Annotated in this window: 18 protein-coding genes; 10 read left to right on the plus strand and 8 right to left on the minus strand. The window is 62.2% G+C overall.

All coding sequences use genetic code 11. From position 1 onward, the window contains the following. Window positions 1-216: 216 nt before the first annotated feature. On the plus strand, window positions 217-882 hold the full coding sequence (locus NKI97_RS21990; RefSeq protein WP_352836571.1) for an HAD family acid phosphatase: 666 nt from the start codon (window positions 217-219) through the stop codon (window positions 880-882). Between the two features lie 53 nt (window positions 883-935). Here the strand turns inward: NKI97_RS21990 and NKI97_RS21995 are convergent, their stop codons facing one another. Continuing rightward, window positions 936-1,916: a quinone oxidoreductase family protein gene (locus tag NKI97_RS21995; protein ID WP_352450463.1), complete on the minus strand. Its 981-nt coding sequence runs from the start codon at window positions 1,914-1,916 to the stop codon at window positions 936-938. 98 nt (window positions 1,917-2,014) lie between these two features. Between NKI97_RS21995 and NKI97_RS22000 the strand changes: the two genes are divergently transcribed. Then, a complete protein-coding gene (locus tag NKI97_RS22000) occupies window positions 2,015-2,407 on the plus strand; it encodes a winged helix-turn-helix transcriptional regulator (protein ID WP_352450464.1) in 393 nt (130 codons plus the stop codon). 74 nt (window positions 2,408-2,481) lie between these two features. Here NKI97_RS22000 and NKI97_RS22005 read toward each other — a convergent pair whose 3' ends face one another. Beyond that, a complete protein-coding gene (locus tag NKI97_RS22005) occupies window positions 2,482-3,087 on the minus strand; it encodes an NADPH-dependent FMN reductase (protein ID WP_023678377.1) in 606 nt (201 codons plus the stop codon). Window positions 3,088-3,178: 91 nt separating this feature from the next. Here NKI97_RS22005 and NKI97_RS22010 point away from each other — a divergent pair, with 91 nt between their 5' ends. Continuing rightward, window positions 3,179-3,547 (plus strand): winged helix-turn-helix transcriptional regulator, encoded by a 369-nt coding sequence (locus tag NKI97_RS22010; RefSeq protein ID WP_352450465.1) that lies wholly within the window; start codon window positions 3,179-3,181, stop codon window positions 3,545-3,547. 49 nt (window positions 3,548-3,596) lie between these two features. On the opposite strand, the gene NKI97_RS22015 is transcribed toward NKI97_RS22010, so the two are convergent. From NKI97_RS22015 to NKI97_RS22035, 5 genes are all read right to left on the minus strand, one after another. Further along, on the minus strand, window positions 3,597-3,917 hold the full coding sequence (locus tag NKI97_RS22015) for a hypothetical protein (protein WP_352450467.1): 321 nt from the start codon (window positions 3,915-3,917) through the stop codon (window positions 3,597-3,599). Window positions 3,918-4,060: 143 nt separating this feature from the next. Beyond that, entirely contained in the window at window positions 4,061-4,456 is a 396-nt protein-coding gene (locus NKI97_RS22020) for an acyl-CoA thioesterase (protein WP_023678380.1), read from the minus strand. A gap of 200 nt (window positions 4,457-4,656) precedes the next feature. Further along, window positions 4,657-5,289 (minus strand): MBL fold metallo-hydrolase, encoded by a 633-nt coding sequence (locus tag NKI97_RS22025; RefSeq protein WP_352836651.1) that lies wholly within the window; start codon window positions 5,287-5,289, stop codon window positions 4,657-4,659. Next, entirely contained in the window at window positions 5,208-5,627 is a 420-nt protein-coding gene (locus tag NKI97_RS22030) for an MBL fold metallo-hydrolase (RefSeq protein ID WP_352836574.1), read from the minus strand. The genes NKI97_RS22025 and NKI97_RS22030 overlap by 82 nt, the downstream gene beginning before the upstream one ends. Before the next feature lie 265 nt (window positions 5,628-5,892). Beyond that, on the minus strand, window positions 5,893-6,819 hold the full coding sequence (locus NKI97_RS22035) for a LysR family transcriptional regulator (protein WP_352450469.1): 927 nt from the start codon (window positions 6,817-6,819) through the stop codon (window positions 5,893-5,895). A 106-nt stretch (window positions 6,820-6,925) separates the two neighbouring features. Between NKI97_RS22035 and NKI97_RS22040 the strand changes: the two genes are divergently transcribed. The 7 genes from NKI97_RS22040 to NKI97_RS22070 all read left to right on the plus strand — a co-directional run bounded on the left by NKI97_RS22040 (window position 6,926) and on the right by NKI97_RS22070 (window position 13,402). Continuing rightward, window positions 6,926-7,717 (plus strand): alpha/beta fold hydrolase, encoded by a 792-nt coding sequence (locus tag NKI97_RS22040; protein ID WP_352450470.1) that lies wholly within the window; start codon window positions 6,926-6,928, stop codon window positions 7,715-7,717. Between the two features lie 47 nt (window positions 7,718-7,764). Further along, on the plus strand, window positions 7,765-8,223 hold the full coding sequence (locus NKI97_RS22045; protein ID WP_352450471.1) for a GNAT family N-acetyltransferase: 459 nt from the start codon (window positions 7,765-7,767) through the stop codon (window positions 8,221-8,223). Window positions 8,224-8,731: 508 nt separating this feature from the next. Further along, on the plus strand, window positions 8,732-8,908 hold the full coding sequence (locus NKI97_RS22050) for a hypothetical protein (protein ID WP_352450472.1): 177 nt from the start codon (window positions 8,732-8,734) through the stop codon (window positions 8,906-8,908). Window positions 8,909-8,912: 4 nt separating this feature from the next. Next, window positions 8,913-9,515, plus strand: coding sequence for an SMI1/KNR4 family protein (locus NKI97_RS22055; protein ID WP_352836577.1), 603 nt, complete (start codon window positions 8,913-8,915; stop codon window positions 9,513-9,515). Window positions 9,516-9,657: 142 nt separating this feature from the next. Further along, window positions 9,658-11,274 (plus strand): GMC family oxidoreductase, encoded by a 1,617-nt coding sequence (locus NKI97_RS22060; protein ID WP_352836580.1) that lies wholly within the window; start codon window positions 9,658-9,660, stop codon window positions 11,272-11,274. After that, complete coding sequence (locus NKI97_RS22065) at window positions 11,271-12,482, plus strand: mandelate racemase/muconate lactonizing enzyme family protein (protein WP_352836582.1); 1,212 nt, start codon at window positions 11,271-11,273, stop codon at window positions 12,480-12,482. The genes NKI97_RS22060 and NKI97_RS22065 overlap by 4 nt, the downstream gene beginning before the upstream one ends. Then, window positions 12,479-13,402, plus strand: a complete 924-nt coding sequence (locus NKI97_RS22070) for an NAD(P)-dependent oxidoreductase (RefSeq protein WP_352836584.1) — start codon at window positions 12,479-12,481, stop codon at window positions 13,400-13,402. Before NKI97_RS22065 ends, NKI97_RS22070 begins: the two co-directional genes overlap by 4 nt. Before the next feature lie 92 nt (window positions 13,403-13,494). Here NKI97_RS22070 and NKI97_RS22075 read toward each other — a convergent pair whose 3' ends face one another. Beyond that, window positions 13,495-14,433 carry a diacylglycerol/lipid kinase family protein gene (locus NKI97_RS22075; protein WP_352683501.1) on the minus strand — a complete coding sequence of 313 codons (939 nt, stop codon included), beginning with the start codon at window positions 14,431-14,433 and terminating at the stop codon, window positions 13,495-13,497. Between the last annotated feature and the right edge of the window lie 493 nt (window positions 14,434-14,926).

The following is a 14,926-nucleotide window of genomic DNA, read 5'->3' on the forward strand; positions in this document are numbered from 1 at the left end:
TCTGACATTGGGTGCCTTCCATGCTTTCCGCTGAGCACATAGGCGGTTTCGCCTAGGCGAGCAAACCGGGATAGGCGCTTTCGCATATTTCAAATTTCAAACTGAGACACTACCTTTGGAAGACCTCGCTTGACAGCCGACTTCTCGTGACAGCAAAGTCTCGTGATGCGGGCGATTGGTTGGAATAGAATTGCGCGTGCCGGGGCAATCGTGCTGATGATTGGCACAAATGTTCCTGCGCCGGCACGTTCCGACTCGCTCCTTCTCACAAGCCCGTCCCAGCCAGCCAATGTCGGCGATGCGATGCTGGCGGCTGCCAATTATCATGATTCCGGCGACTATGACCGCGACCTTGCCGCTGTGGCGAAGCAGGCAGGCGACTGGGTCATCAAGCGCGCAATGGAGGTGCCTCGCCCCGCACTGGTGCTCGATATCGACGAGACGGCTTTGGCCAACTGGGAAGTGATCACACGTGACAATTTCGGCCGCCCGATCGGCGGCGCCTGCGACATCGCAATCGATGGTCCCTGTGGCTGGGCCGCCTGGGATCAGCTTGCGAAGGATCCGGCCATCGACGCCGTGCTGGAGGTTTTCCGGCAGGCGCGAACGGCGAAAGTCGCGGTGTTCTTCATCACCGGACGTCCGGAGGACCAGCGTCAGGCAACCGAACAGAACCTGCAGTCGGCCGGCTATGCCGGCTACGAGCACCTTTACATGGTCCAGCCTGGGGCCAAATACGGCTCCGCCGCAGATTTCAAGGCACCCATAAGGGCCGAAATCGAAAAGGCCGGCTACACGATAATTGCCAATGTCGGTGACCAGCCATCCGACCTGTTCGGGGGGCATGCGGAGAAGCTGTTCCTGCTGCCAAATCCGTTCTAGCGGGTTCGCTGACGGCCTGTACGGCACAACCCCGGATCCTTGCGGAGCACCTACTAAGGTATCAAGACGACCTTGCCGGTCGCGCTGCGCTCCTCCAGCAGGCGATGCGCCTGGCTGGCCTGGTCGAGCGGGAAGCGGCCACCTTTGGTCACCACAAGCTGACCACCAGCGGCCAGACCGAAAAGCTCCAAAAGGCCGTCACGGAGCCCGTCCGTAGACAGCAACGGCAGCAGGGCAAAACCCTTCAGCGACTGGTTGCGGCCGATCATCGCCTCCATCTCCGGGGCGCCGAGCGCGTATCTGCCAAGTGCTGCAAACACCAACTCTCCGCGAGGTGCCAGAGCCTCCAGCGCAACCGCCGTCAGCGGGCCGCCGACAATGTCGTAGATGATGTCGACGCCGGCGCCGTCTGTGGCTGCCCGGACGTGCACCGGCCAATCCGTGTTGCTGTAGTCGACGGCAGCATCGGCTCCCAGCGACAAAGCAAGGTCGAGCTTGGCCTTGCTGCCGGCTGCCGCGATGACACGGCTCGCGCCGGCGCGCTTGGCAAGCTGGACGAGCAACGAACCGACGCCGCCCGCGGCAGCGGCGACCAGCACCGATCTGCCGGCCGGCGGGCTTTGCCGCGATAGATACAATGCCGTCAGTCCTTGCACCATCAATGCCGTCGCGTTTTCGAACGAGAGCGAATCCGGCAAGGGCACGGCCAGGCTTGCGTCGATCGTCACATACTCGGCATAGCCGCCAAACGGGCGGCTCGAGGCGAACAACGGCGCGGCGACGCGCGTGCCGAGCAAGGAAGCGTCCACCCCCTGCCCAAGCGCCTCCACGATCCCGGCGGCCTCGACGCCAGGGATCATCGGCAGTTGCGGCGTCACCGCATAGCGATCCGCGCGCATCAGCACTTCGAAGAAATTCACCCCGGCCGCATGAACGCGGACCAGGACCTCGCCGGCTTGCGGCTCAGGCTTCGGCACCGTGACTATGTCGAGAACGTCGGGCCCGCCGAAGCGGCTCAGTTGAATGGCTCTCATCGCATGCACCGATAGCTGTTGGCATCGGCCGCTGTTTGCCACTATCTGCCTGGCTTCGACTACACACCAATTTGTCCGCTGCTGACCGGGAGGTGACCATGGCCAAGCCGATCAAGAGACTGCCGATGCTGCCGGCGGAGCGCGCGCTGAAAGTGATTTCGGGGCGCTGGAAGGCGGTCATCCTGTACCATCTCTTCGACGCGCCCCGGCGGCTGTCGGCGCTGCAGGCGCTGATGCCCGATATCACCCAGAAAGTGCTGATCCAGCAGCTTCGCGAAATGGAAGAGCACGGCCTCGTCCGCCGCGAGATCTTTGCCGAGATACCTTCGCGCGTCGAATATTCGGCGACGCGGCTCGGCCTCAGCCTCGAGCCGATCCTGCTGGCACTTTGCCAGTGGGGCCAGCATCACGCCGACGAGCTGAATGAGATGGACCGCCTTGCCGATTGCATCATCAGACCACGGCAAGCGCAGGACGCCCATGCCGTGTAAACAAAAGGGGCGGCGCGTGCGCCGCCCCAACGCTTGGGAGAATTAATCCTTGGGAGGACTGCTCGAACCTGTGCTCAGGCCGCCTTGACTTCCTCGGCGACGGCATCGGCCTGACGCGCCGTCTTCAGCACCCTGGCCCACCATGCAATGTCGTTGACCAGCGCGGTTGCCGCCTGGTTGAGGTGCTCGAACTCATCGAGCTTCTTGTCGCCTTGCTTGACGGCAAGGAAATCGGCCCAGGCGATGTGTACGGCGGACTTCACCGGCGCCATCTGCAACTCGACCGCATGCAGCCTCAGCTGCTCGACCGCGCGCGCGCCACCGACGCTGCCATAGCCGACGAAGCCGGCCGGCTTCTTGTTCCACTCGTTGGCGGCGTAGTCGATGGCGTTCTTCAGCACGGCCGTCGGGCCATGATTGTATTCCGCGGCGGTGAAGATGAAGCCGTCGAATCCGGCGACCTTCTTTTGCCAGCGCTGCGCCACTTCGTTCTGCGACGGCACCCAGGCGGAGGATGCGACCTCATCGAAGAACGGCAGCGGGAAATCGCGCAGGTCGACGACTTCAACGTCGATGTCGGCGTGCGACTTGGCTATCTTGGCAATCCATTGGGTCGGGACGTCGGCAAAGCGGGCCGCGCGGGTTGAACCAATGATGATGGCGATTTTGGGTTTTGACATAGAGGGGGCTCTCCTTACGGGAATACTGGTATCGTTTAGATACCTGAGCTATATGAGTAACTGGCCGCTCAATGTGCAAGGAGGCACTTTTTTGTTACCAAGGCACCCGCACCGCACCGAGGACTGCCGCGCCATCTCGGAAATCCTGCAGCGCGTCGGCGACAAATGGACGGTGCTCGTGGTCGGCAAGCTTGGCAACGGGCCGCTGCGTTTCAACGAGTTGCGCAGCGCCGTCGGCGGCATTTCGCAAAAGATGCTGACCACGACCTTGCGCGGGCTCGAGCGCGACGGCTTCGTCACCCGCACCGTGTTCCCGACCATCCCGCCGCGGGTCGACTACGAATTGACCGATCTTGGCTACGAACTGCTGGTGCCGGTCGATGCGCTCGGCGAATGGGCGCGCAAGAACACCCAGCGCGTCAAGGCTGCGCGCGAGAAGTTCGACGCCATGCACAGCTGAACCCTTGCGCTGCAAGGGTTTGAACCTGTCGGGGAGCCTCGGATGAGCGCTACTGCTGTAACTGCATCTTGCTCTTCGGCAGCTTCTCGATCCGGTTCCATTTCGGGTTGGGACTGACCACCCTGCCGCCAATTGTGCAGGTCGTGGTCGTCTCCTTGCGGCAATTGCTCACCGTCGTGCCGCTGGTGTCGCATTTCGTCGCCGAGCAGATCTCGCACTTGGCCGCCTGCCCGTTGATGGTGCGGTTTTCCGACGTGCAGGTGGCGCCTGGATCGCCTTTTTTGACCTCGGCAAAAGCGCTTGCGGACGACAGGCAGAGCAAGGCTGCAAACGCACCCGCCAGGGCAGCGTTCAGCATGTGTTGACGCATTGTCTTTCCTCCCAAGATCCCGTCGGTCGCGCTGCAGGCGCGCATGCGGGAACCCGTTAGCCAAAGACCACGCGGGATCGCTGTCCGCATCCCCCGCGCGGGAGAGACGGCTGTTTAAATCCGTCTTCTGGAATCAGGCCGGGTCAGCCTTCGGCCGGAACCGCCTTCGGCTTGCCTTCGCCGTCCAGCGCCACCATGACGAAGTCGGCATGGGTGACCTTCTCCATCAGGTCGGAGAGATAGCGCTGCGCCCAGGCCTCGACCTTGAGCGTCATCGAGGTGCGGCCGACGCGTTCGACATGCGTATAGATGCACAGCGTGTCGCCGATCTTCATCGGCTTGGCGAAGGACATTTCCTTCACCGCCGCCGTCACCACGCGGCCCTTGGCGCGCTCGGCGGCGCGGATGCCGCAGGCGAGATCCATCTGCGCCATCACCCAGCCGCCAAAAATGTCGCCTGCCGCATTGGCGTCGGAAGGCATGGCCAGCGTGCGCAGCGTCAGATCGCCGATCGGCCGCCCGTCCGCGTAATGCACCATTTGGCCAATCCTCTCGAAGCCGATTGTCCCGATCCCGTATCGTCATGGCACGGACAGGTCAACGCGCCACTGAACAGGTCGCGGCCTGAGGTTCGGCTATCGGTCGACAGTATTGAAAAGATGCTGTGCGGAGCTAGACGAGCGCACCAGCAGGATTGCATTCCATGGCCGAGGTAAGAAAGCTTACCAATAGGCGTGCTTCACAAAGCGGGCCAGGGCGTCGGGACGTAGGCATAGGCGTTGCCCTCGCGAATAACATGACCGATGCCTGGAAAGGGCAGGTGCATGCCTGCGACGAGCAGGCCATCCGCCGACACCATGTCGAGCACCTTCTTGCGTGTGGCGATTGCGGCCTGCTGGTCCACGTCGAAGGCGATTGCCCATTCCGGATGCGCAAATTGCAGCGCGGAGGCGTGGATTACGTCAGTGAAGAGCAGCAGGTTGGCGTCACCAGAGCCAATTCGAAGCGCGAGATGCCCCGGCGTGTGTCCGGGCGCAGGCAATGCCCTGATCCCGGGCGCGATCTCGACTTCGCCTTCGATCTTCCGGACCTTGCCATGGTAAGGCACCAGCGATTTGCGCGCTATTTCGAAGTATGGCTTCATCTGGTCGGGCGCCTTGGATAGGATCCCGTCATCGTGCCAGAAAGCGAATTCCGGCGCGGCAACCACGACCTCCGCTGCCGGAAAGGCGGCCTTGCCGCCGATACCGACAAGGCCGTTGGCATGGTCGGGATGGAGGTGGGTGATGATTACCGTGTCGATTTCTTCCGGCCTGACGCCAGCGGCGGGAGCGCCTCGGGTATATGTCCCAGTATAGGCCCCATCGCCGATGCCGTGCCGGTATCGATCAGCACCCGTCTGTCGCCTTTGGTGACAAGGTAAGCATTGACCGAGGTCGGGAGTGGTTTTGGCAGGAATGCCTTTGCCAGCAGCGCTTCGGCGGCAGCCGTATCTGCGGAAGGGAAGAGTTCGAGGCCGAGATTGAGGTAGCCGTCGCTCAGTGCTGTGATCTCGAGGTCGCCGAGCATGAACCTGTGGGCGCTCGCAAGCGAAGCCGGAGACCGGGCGGCGATAGCCGCAGCGTTGCTCCCAAAGAGGCTGATCGGGGAAAGTAGCAGGGCACCAGCACTAAAGGTGCCGATGCCGAACGTTCGACGGTCGATATTCATGGTCTTGTCCTTCGAATTGCAGATGAAGCTAGTCCCAGACTACGTCGTCGCTGCCGGGGCGGATGCCGACCGCTCGGACCACTCTTGGGCGGGGGTCGGCGCGGTTCATGGCCAACTCCTTGCGACATCAATAATCCGCCTCATAAACAGCGGGAATAGCGATGGGATGCAGTTCACTGCTGCAGCTTATGCAGCAATCGAATTAAGCGGGTAAGGCTGCTGGTTCGGCCGTCCGCTAAACGGCCTCGCCGAGCCCTGGCTTCGCCTACTGGACAGGTTGCCGGGGTTCGAGCGCTCGGCGCAACGTCGGCGCCTCTTGCTCGATATAATCCCACAGACGGTTCGAGATCGGCCCGTGCGGCCGGTCGCGGCGGCGCGCCACCACCAACTCCTCGGTGCGGCCTGGCAGATGACGGCCGGCGACGGATTGCAGGCGTCCGTCGCGCAGTTCCTCCTCAATCAGGAAGCGGGGCATGTGGCCCCATCCGAGGCCTTGCAGGATGATTTCCTTCTTCATGCCCTGATCGGCCACCATGCATTGAGGCGCACCCTCGATCATGAAGTAGTCTTGTTGCGGTGAATGGCGGGCCGTGTCGCGCATGACACATTGGGTGAACGCGTGCATCTGATCCGGCGTGATGGGGTGCTTGATGCGCTCCGGCAGAAAGCCCGACGCCACTACTGGGACGAAGGGCACCTTGCACAGATCGATCCATTCCACCCGCGGATCGCTCTTGTCGATCCAGTGCAGGATCAAATCGGCTTCGTCATCGAAGAGGCGCTCCCACGGGCCGCCCACCGCCTCGAAGTGCAGATGCAGGCGTGTGCCCGGACACTGGGCGAAGAACCGTCCGAGCATGCCCAATGCCTGCGGGCGCGGGCAAAGGTCGCCGATCACCACATGGATCTCGCTTTCTTCGCCCATTGACAGCTGAGCAGCATGAAGCCGCAAGCCCTCGAGCTCGCGCAGCAGCGATTGTGCCCTGCGATGGAACGACAGCCCTGCCTCGGTGGGGCGCACGCGATAGCCGCTGCGATCCAGGAGAACGAGATCGAGGTGCCGCTCCAGCTTTGCAACGGCTGCGAACACCGCCGGGTGCGAGCGATGCAGCATGGCCGCCGCAGGCTGAAAGCCGCCGCAGCGGACCACGGCATCGAAGCATTGCAGGTCGTGCAGGGTGAATTCGGCCATGTCAGCTTCTGTTACAGAGATAGTCCTATCTTTGTAATATCATCAAAAGCGCGCCGCAGCTAGGCTTTGCCACATTCAACGCTCCAAGAAGGAAGGTGTATTCACCATGAATGAGCTGGATTTCGTGACCGTCGGCGATGGTACCCGCATCGCCTACCGCATCGACGGCGACGCCGGGAAACCCGTGCTGATGCTGTCGAATTCCATCGCCACCACACTGCGGATGTGGGACATGCAGGTCAACGAGCTGTCGAAGCATTTCCGTGTTCTGCGCTATGATTTTCGCGGTCATGGAGGGTCGAGCGTTCCGGCCGGCGCTTATTCGCTCGACCGGCTTGGCCGCGACGTGATCGAGCTGCTCGATGCCCTAGCCATTGAACGCGTACACTTCCTTGGTCTGTCGTTGGGCGGCTTCGTCGGGCAGTGGCTCGGCATCCACGCGCCCGAGCGGATCGAACGATTGATCCTGAGCAACACCTCATCCTACCTCGGACCGGCAAAGCAGTTTGACGAGCGGATTGCCGCCGTGCTGCAGGCGCCAGATATGTCCGAAACCGCCGAGATGTTCCTGGGCAACTGGTTCCCTGAAAAAATGCTGGCGGCCAACGGGCCCGTCATCGAAGAATTTCGCGCCATGCTGCTGGCTATCGACCGGCAAGGCTTGGCTGGTTTGTTCGCGGCGGTTCGCGATGCGGACCTTCGCCGAACCATAGCGCTGATTTCCAGGCCAACGCTGGTGATCGCCGGCCGGCACGACACTGTGACAGCCGCCAGCCATAGCGAGCTGATCGCGGCGACGGTGCCCGGCGCGAAACTGGTTGTTCTGCCCGCGGTTCACTTGTCGAACGTCGAGTACCCCGCCGAGTTCATGGAGGCCGTGCTTGGCTTTCTGCGCTGAGCTGGAGCACGACAGGTGAGAGCGCCGTCTGCAGTCGCTGTTGGTGTATGTACGGGCGGATCGGCCGTTCTTATCGAAAGCGGCCCGGCGAGGAAAACAAGGCAGCGTTCCGGCAAGCCGTCCAGCATGGTCCGCCTCCAGGCATCCTCGCCTTCGACGGCGATACGGCTGTCGGGTGGTGCCGGGTGACGCCGCGAGATGCCCTGCCCTGGCTCGATCGGCTGTGGCAGCTCAAGCGTGTGGATGATGCGCCGGTCTGGTCCTTGTCCTGCCTGTACGTGCGAAAACGATACCGCAGGCGGGGCGTAACATTCCAGCTGATAGCAGAGGCACTGGAACTCGCGAGGCGCGCAAATGCTCCTGCGCTCGAAGCCTATCCTTTCGACGCGGACGTATCGCCGAGCGCTTCCGGCAGCGGATATGCCTCCACCTTCGCGCGCGCCGGGTTCAGGGTCGTCGCTCGCAGGACGCCGGCCCGCCCGATCGTGCGCTATGATTTCAGGTAGATTGCCGATCATCGCCTGTAATGGTTGGACGGCTTGTCGACAAAGCACAGCGAAGGCATGGCCAGCGTCCTGAGTGTCAGATCGCCGATCGGCCGCAGATTCTCGACAACGGATGAACCGAATCGTCTAACCAGGACTGATAGATGAGTAGCTCTCAAATGGATAAGTATGTCTGGGCCTCGGTCTTATATTACACCGTGGCTGCAGTTGGATTTGTGGTTATTTTTGTCTCGATCAATGTGCTTGGAATTTTGTGGGGCCTGCTTGCAATATTCGGGTATTTGGCGCTGGTTACATCTCTCAACATATGGCGACGCAATCGACATCCGCGAAGCGTCTATCAAGTCGAATTGACCAAACGAAGACTGGACGGCTAATCACCGCTGGATGAAAACTCCGAGCATCGCGCCAGTCGCTTTTTTCACATCGGATGCCGGAAGACCCGGCGACGCCGCGCCGCGCCCAAGCCTAGGTTAGAGGCCGAATTCCGGAGCCGACCGCAGCCGCCATGCAGACCTATGATTTCATCATCGTCGGCTCCGGTTCGGCCGGCTTGGTCATGGCCGAAAGATTGTCGGCTTCCGGCCGGTCGCTAGAGCCACTTGGTAAAGTTTTCGATGCGATGGATGCGTTCGACAGGTTAGACCCTACGGACCCGTCGAACTGGGTAAATGGAGCCTATTAAGGAAATGCCTAAGCAGGAAGAATGGTCAAGCGAAGAAGACGCTCGTGCATACAGAGAAATCCGAGCATTGGTCGATAAATGGAAACGCCTCGGATACAAGACCTATCCGGATGGAACCGAGTGGATTGGCCATACCCCGCATCGAGCGCCTCAAGCGTATTTGCATCAGCTGTACGCACCACTTGGCGCCATCGGAATTGGGCAGATGGAGTCTGAAATTTCGCGTCGACTCCCAGATAATTTCCGTTGCTTTCTCATGCTCCACAACGGGATAGGTCTGTTTGCGAATTATATAAGCGTCTATGGGCTGCGACGTAGCTGGTCACGCACAAATTTAGTGGAGGCGGGTCAACAACCCTTCTCCATACTGGAACCGAATGTACAGAGACGGCCAGGCAACGCACCAGACGATGTTCTCTTTATTGGTTCACTCGGGGACAATGACGATTTAATTGGCATGAATCCGGACGGGGGGATCTTTCGCTGGGAGAGTGATGATCCTCTGTCCGGTTCGACCAAGTCCTACTCAAGCGTGTTCACCTTCCTGCTGGAAGAAGCCAATGAGGCGGCGGCCCTGTTCGACCCGGATGGGCGCGAACGCGACTGAACTCGGGCAGCAGGCGACAGGTTGACATTCAGACTGAATATCCCCGGTCGCTTTTTTCACAACGGATGCCGGAAGACCCGGCGACGCTGCGTCGCGCCCAAGCCTAGGTTAGAGCCGAATTCCGGAGCCAGCCGTATCCACCATGCAGACCTATGATTTCATCATCGTCGGCTCCGGTTCGGCCGGCTCGGTCCTGGCCGAAAGATTGTCGGCTTCCGGCCGCTTCTCGGTGCTGGTGCTCGAGGCCGGCGGCAGCGACCGTCGCTTCTACGTGCAGATGCCGCTCGGCTACGGCAAGACCTTCTTCGACCCGGCGGTCAACTGGAACTACAAGGCCGAGCCGGATCCCGGCCTGGCCGGCAATGCCGACCACTGGCCGCGCGGCAAGCTGCTCGGCGGCTCGAGTTCGATCAACGCCATGGTCTGGATCAGGGGCGCGCGTGAGGATTTCGACGCTTGGGCAGCGGCCGGCAATCCCGGCTGGGGCTTCGATGACCTGCTGCCCGCCTTCAAGGCGCTGGAGGATAATCAGGCCGGCGCCGACCAATGGCGCGGCGTCGGCGGGCCGCTGCATGTCACCGACTGCTCGACCTCCGTCCATCCGCTCACCAAGCGCTATCTCGCCGCCGCCAACCAGGCCGGCCTGCCGCTCAACCCGGATTTCAATGGCGCCTCGCAGGAAGGCGTCGGCGTCTACCAGATCACCACCAGGAACGGCCGCCGCATGTCGGCGGCGCGCGCCTTCCTGCGCCCGGCGATGAAGCGCAAAAATGTCCGCGTCGAGATCAACGCGCTGGCGACAAAGATCCTGTTCGAGGGCAAGCGCGCCGTCGGTGTCGAGTATCTCCAGAATGGCGAGACAAAGACCGCCCGCGCCGGCCGCGAGATCATCCTGTCCGGCGGCTCGGTCAATTCGCCCCAACTGCTCCAGCTCTCCGGTGTCGGTCCATCGGCGCTTCTTGCTGGTCTGGGCATTCCTGTCGTTCACGCCAACGAGAATGTCGGGGCAAACCTGCAGGACCATGTCGGCATCAACTACACCTTCAAGGGCAGGCTGCCCACGCTCAACCAGATCCTGCGCCCATGGTGGGGCAAGCTGCTGGTCGGCATGCAGTACGTGTTTTTGCGCTTAGGCCCGCTGTCGCTGTCGATGAACAATGCCGGCGGCTTCTTCCGCACCGATCCGGCCACGGCACGGCCCAACATGCAGCTCTATTTCCAGGCGTTTTCGACCGTCATTCCGAAGAGCGGCGAACGCCCGATCCTGACGCCCGATCCATGGCCGGGCTTTTCCATCGGGCTGTCCAATTGCCGTCCGTCGAGCCGCGGCGAAATCATGATCCGTTCCGCCAATCCGCGCGATTATCCCAAAATCGTCGCCAATGCCTTTTCGACCGAGGCGGACGTCGCTGAAATGCTGGCGGCGGTGAAATTCGTCAGGAAGATCGCCTCGATGCCGGCGATGGCCGAGATCATCGAGGAAGAGGTTTTGCCCGGTCCCTCGATCACCTCCGACGCGGATCTCATTCAGGATTTCAGGAAGCGCTCGGGCACCGTCTATCACCCGGTCTCGACCTGCCGCATGGGGCCGGACGCGGCGCACGCCGTCGTCGATCCGCGCCTCAAGGTACACGGCATCCAGGCGTTGCGCGTCATCGATGCCTCGATCTTTCCCGACAACATAACCGGCAACACCAACGCCGCCGCGATCATGACCGGATGGAAGGGCGCCGAACTGGTTCTGGAGGATCAAAAATGAAAATCACCGACGTCAAGACCTGGGTGGTCGGCAATCCGCCGCCCGGCATCGGCGGCAAGTATTTCATCTTCGTCAAGCTCACCACCGATGGCGGCGTCGTCGGCTATGGGGAGGCCTACAACGCCACCTTCTCGGCACATGTCACCGCAAAAATGGTCGAGGACATGGCAGAGCGCTATCTCGTCGGCCGCGATCCGCACGACGTCGAAAACTTCTTCCGCCGCGCCTATTCATCCGGCTTCACCCAGCGCCCCGACGTGTCGGGCATGGGCTGTTTCTCGGCGCTCGAAATCGCCTGCTGGGACATTATCGGCAAGGAGGCCGGCAAGCCGGTCTACAAGCTGCTTGGCGGGCAGGTGCATGAAACGCTGCGTTCCTATACCTACCTCTACCCGCACAGCGGCAGCGTCCACTCCGAGGACGCCCGCGGCAAGAACGTCTACAACGATCCCGATCTGGCTGCCGCCTGCGCGCTCGAATATGTCGAGCAGGGTTTTGACGCGGTCAAGCTCGACCCAGCCGGCCCCTACACCGCCTTCGACGGCCACCAGCCGCGCCTCGTCGACATCGACCTCTCCGCCCGCATGGTCAAGGCGATCCGCGAGGCGGTCGGCACAAGAGCCGACATCCTGTTCGGTACGCACGGCCAGTTCACCGCATCGGGCGCGCTGCGCCTCGCCCGCGCCATCGAGCCCTATGATCCGCTGTGGTTCGAGGAGCCGGTGCCGCCCGACATGCCCGAGGTCATGGCTCAGGTCGCAAGGGGCACTTCGATCCCGATCGCGACAGGGGAAAGACTGACCACAAAATTCGAATTTGCCCGCGTCATCGAAAACCGTGCGGCGACCATTCTTCAGCCCGACCTTGGCCGCTCCGGCGGCATTCTCGAAACCAAGAAGATCGCCGCCATGGCCGAAGCCTACCACATCCAGGTCGCGCCGCACTGCTATTGCGGACCGATCGTCGGCGCCGCCAACATCCAGCTCGCGGTAACGCTGCCCAACTTCCTCATTCTGGAATCGCTGAAGCAGTGGGGTGGCTTCCACGAAAAGCTGCTCAAGAAGAAAATCGAATGGCAGGACGGCAACGTCATCCCGTCGAAGGAGCCAGGCCTCGGCGTCGAGCTCGACGAAGCCGTCTGCGAGGCGCATCCCTGGACCGGCAAGGACCTGCATTTGCAGATGCTGCAGACGCCGTTGATGCCGTGAGCGCGCGTCAGAGCTATGCCTTCGTCGGTCTTGGCCATCTCGGCGGCCAGCTCGCCGCCAACCTGATCCACAACGGCTTTGCCGTCACCGTATTCGACCGCGACCAGGCGGCCGTCGAGCGGCTGGTGATGCTTGGTGCCGATGCCGCCAACAGCCCGGCTGATGCCGCTGGCCGCGCCGGCAATGCCATCACCTGCCTGCCCTCGCCAAAAGTCAGCGAGGCGGTGCTGGCCGGCCCCGGCGGATTGCTCGAAGGCCTGCCCGCAGGCGGCAGTTGGATCGAGATGTCGACCACTAGCCAAGACGAGATCGTGCGCCTTGCATCCCTCGCCTCGGCAAGAGGCGTCGAGACGCTCGAATGCCCGGTCACCGGCGGCGTGCATCTGGCAGCCGTCGGACAGATCACCGCGCTGGTCGGCGGCGACGCAGCGCTTTATGCGCGCCACCGCCCTGCCGTCGAGGCGATGTGCGCGCGCTCGTTCCTGATGGGTCCGGTCGGCTCGGCGGCGGTGATCAAGGTCATCACCAACATGCTGGCCTTCATCCATCTGGTCGCCGCCGGCGAAGCGCTGATGCTGGCCAAAAAGGGCGGGCTCGACCTTGCCCAGTCCTATCACGCCATCGTCGCCTCCTCCGGCAACAGCTTCGTCCATGAGACCGAAAGCCAGCTGGTGCTGAACGGCTCCTACGACATCGGCTCCACCATGGATCTGGCGTTGAAGGATCTCGGCTTCGCCCTCGGCATGGGTGAAAAATTCGGCGTGCCGCTCGAGATTGCCGCGCGCGTCGACGCAATCTTCAGGCAAGGCAAGCAGGCCTATGGCGGCAGCGCCTGGTCGACGATGATCGTGAAACTGCTCGAGGATGCCGTCGGCACCGACCTGCGCGCACCCGGTTTCCCGGCTAAACTCGCAAGTTGATATTGGCCGGATTATCAATCGATTTCAGTCGATTGGAGAGATCGCCGGAACCAGAGCCGCAGTCAACTGAATCAAAGTCTCAACGCCTTGATTCAATATCTCAGCGTCAATGCGCCGGGCAGGATCTCGAAAGTTGCTGGTATGCGACCCGGCGATTCGCCGTCTATGTCGATCAGCGCGGCGTTCTTTTGCAGATCGCCGAGCGGCTCGACAACCACTTTCTTGCCGCGCAGGATGGTGATCGCAGGATGGTTGCGGTGCCGCCCGCCATAGAGCAGGCGGATGTCCCAGATCAGCTTCAGCTTGCCGGCGGCGCGCAGGATGACGATGTCGAACTCGCCGTCGTTAAGCTCGGCGTCGGGCGCGATCATCATGCCGCCGCCGAAGAATTTGCCGTTGGCCACCGCCACCAATGCCATGCGCGCCTCAACCGGGGCACCGTCGTCGATGGTGATCGCAACCTCCTGGAACCGATAGCGGAGGAATTCCCAGACCGTGCGCCAGTAGAACAGTGCCTTGGCCGAAACCTTGCCCTTGCGCCTGTCGGCGTTGACCGCGCGGTCGGTGGCGCCGGAAAGCCCGAGGCTGGCGATGTTGATGAAATGGCGGCTGGCCAGTGCGCCATGGTCGTCGACATAGCTGATGCAGCCGGCATCGACCTTGCGCGGCTTGGCCTCGGCAATCCGCTTCAGCGTCAGATCGACATTGTTCGACAGGCCGAGCCCGCGGGCGAAGTCGATGCCGGTGCCGCAAGGCAGCAGCCCAAGTTCGGCTGTCCGGCCGCTTTCCCGGAAAGCCTTCAGCAGCCCGTCGGCGACTTCGCTGGCGGTGCCGTCGCCGCCGGCCGCGATCACCAGCTCGAAGCCGATGGCGGCAAGGTCGAGCGCCAGCCGTTCGGCATCCCCCTCGGCCTGCGTTTCACGCAGCTCGAAATCACCGAAATGTCTTTTCAGCGAAGCCGCAACCTCGGGCCAATGCCGCTTGAGCCTGCCGCCGCCGGCGATCGGATTGAGAACCACCGCGACCTTCAAGCCTGCCTCCCCAAGGCCATCGAACACGCCTTCCAATCATTTGCCGGCATTGAAGCCCGCGCAGGGCCGCGGGGCAAGGGTCGATTACCCGACAATGCGGCTTCGGCATCGAGGCGGCAAATCCCGACCGGCGGCGGCAGAGATCGGAAAGTCGCTATTTTTGGCAGGGTCAGTCCCCGATAATCCCGCTATCCACAGGCATGCGGCAGTTCCGCCAAACGCTTATCCGACGTACGTTAAACCCATCTCAGGCGGCTACCGATCGCCACGCCGAAAGGCAAAGCGGAACGGCGGATTTCCTGAGGCCCGTACGGCCCTGAACGAGAACAGGCTTGCTTGTTGGAGGGATGGACGCCGAGACCTACGGGGCCGCGGAAAGCGTGCGAACGCCGACGGCGGACCGATGCTGCCATGAAGGACGGCAAAAACCTTCGATGGCGCGCTGGGCAAAGCTCGCAAGAGTGGAGACCGGCGTGGTCCGGAACGGACGCTG

Origin of the sequence: Mesorhizobium sp. M0296 (assembly GCF_040321675.1) — a bacterium.
GTDB lineage: Bacteria > Pseudomonadota > Alphaproteobacteria > Rhizobiales > Rhizobiaceae > Mesorhizobium.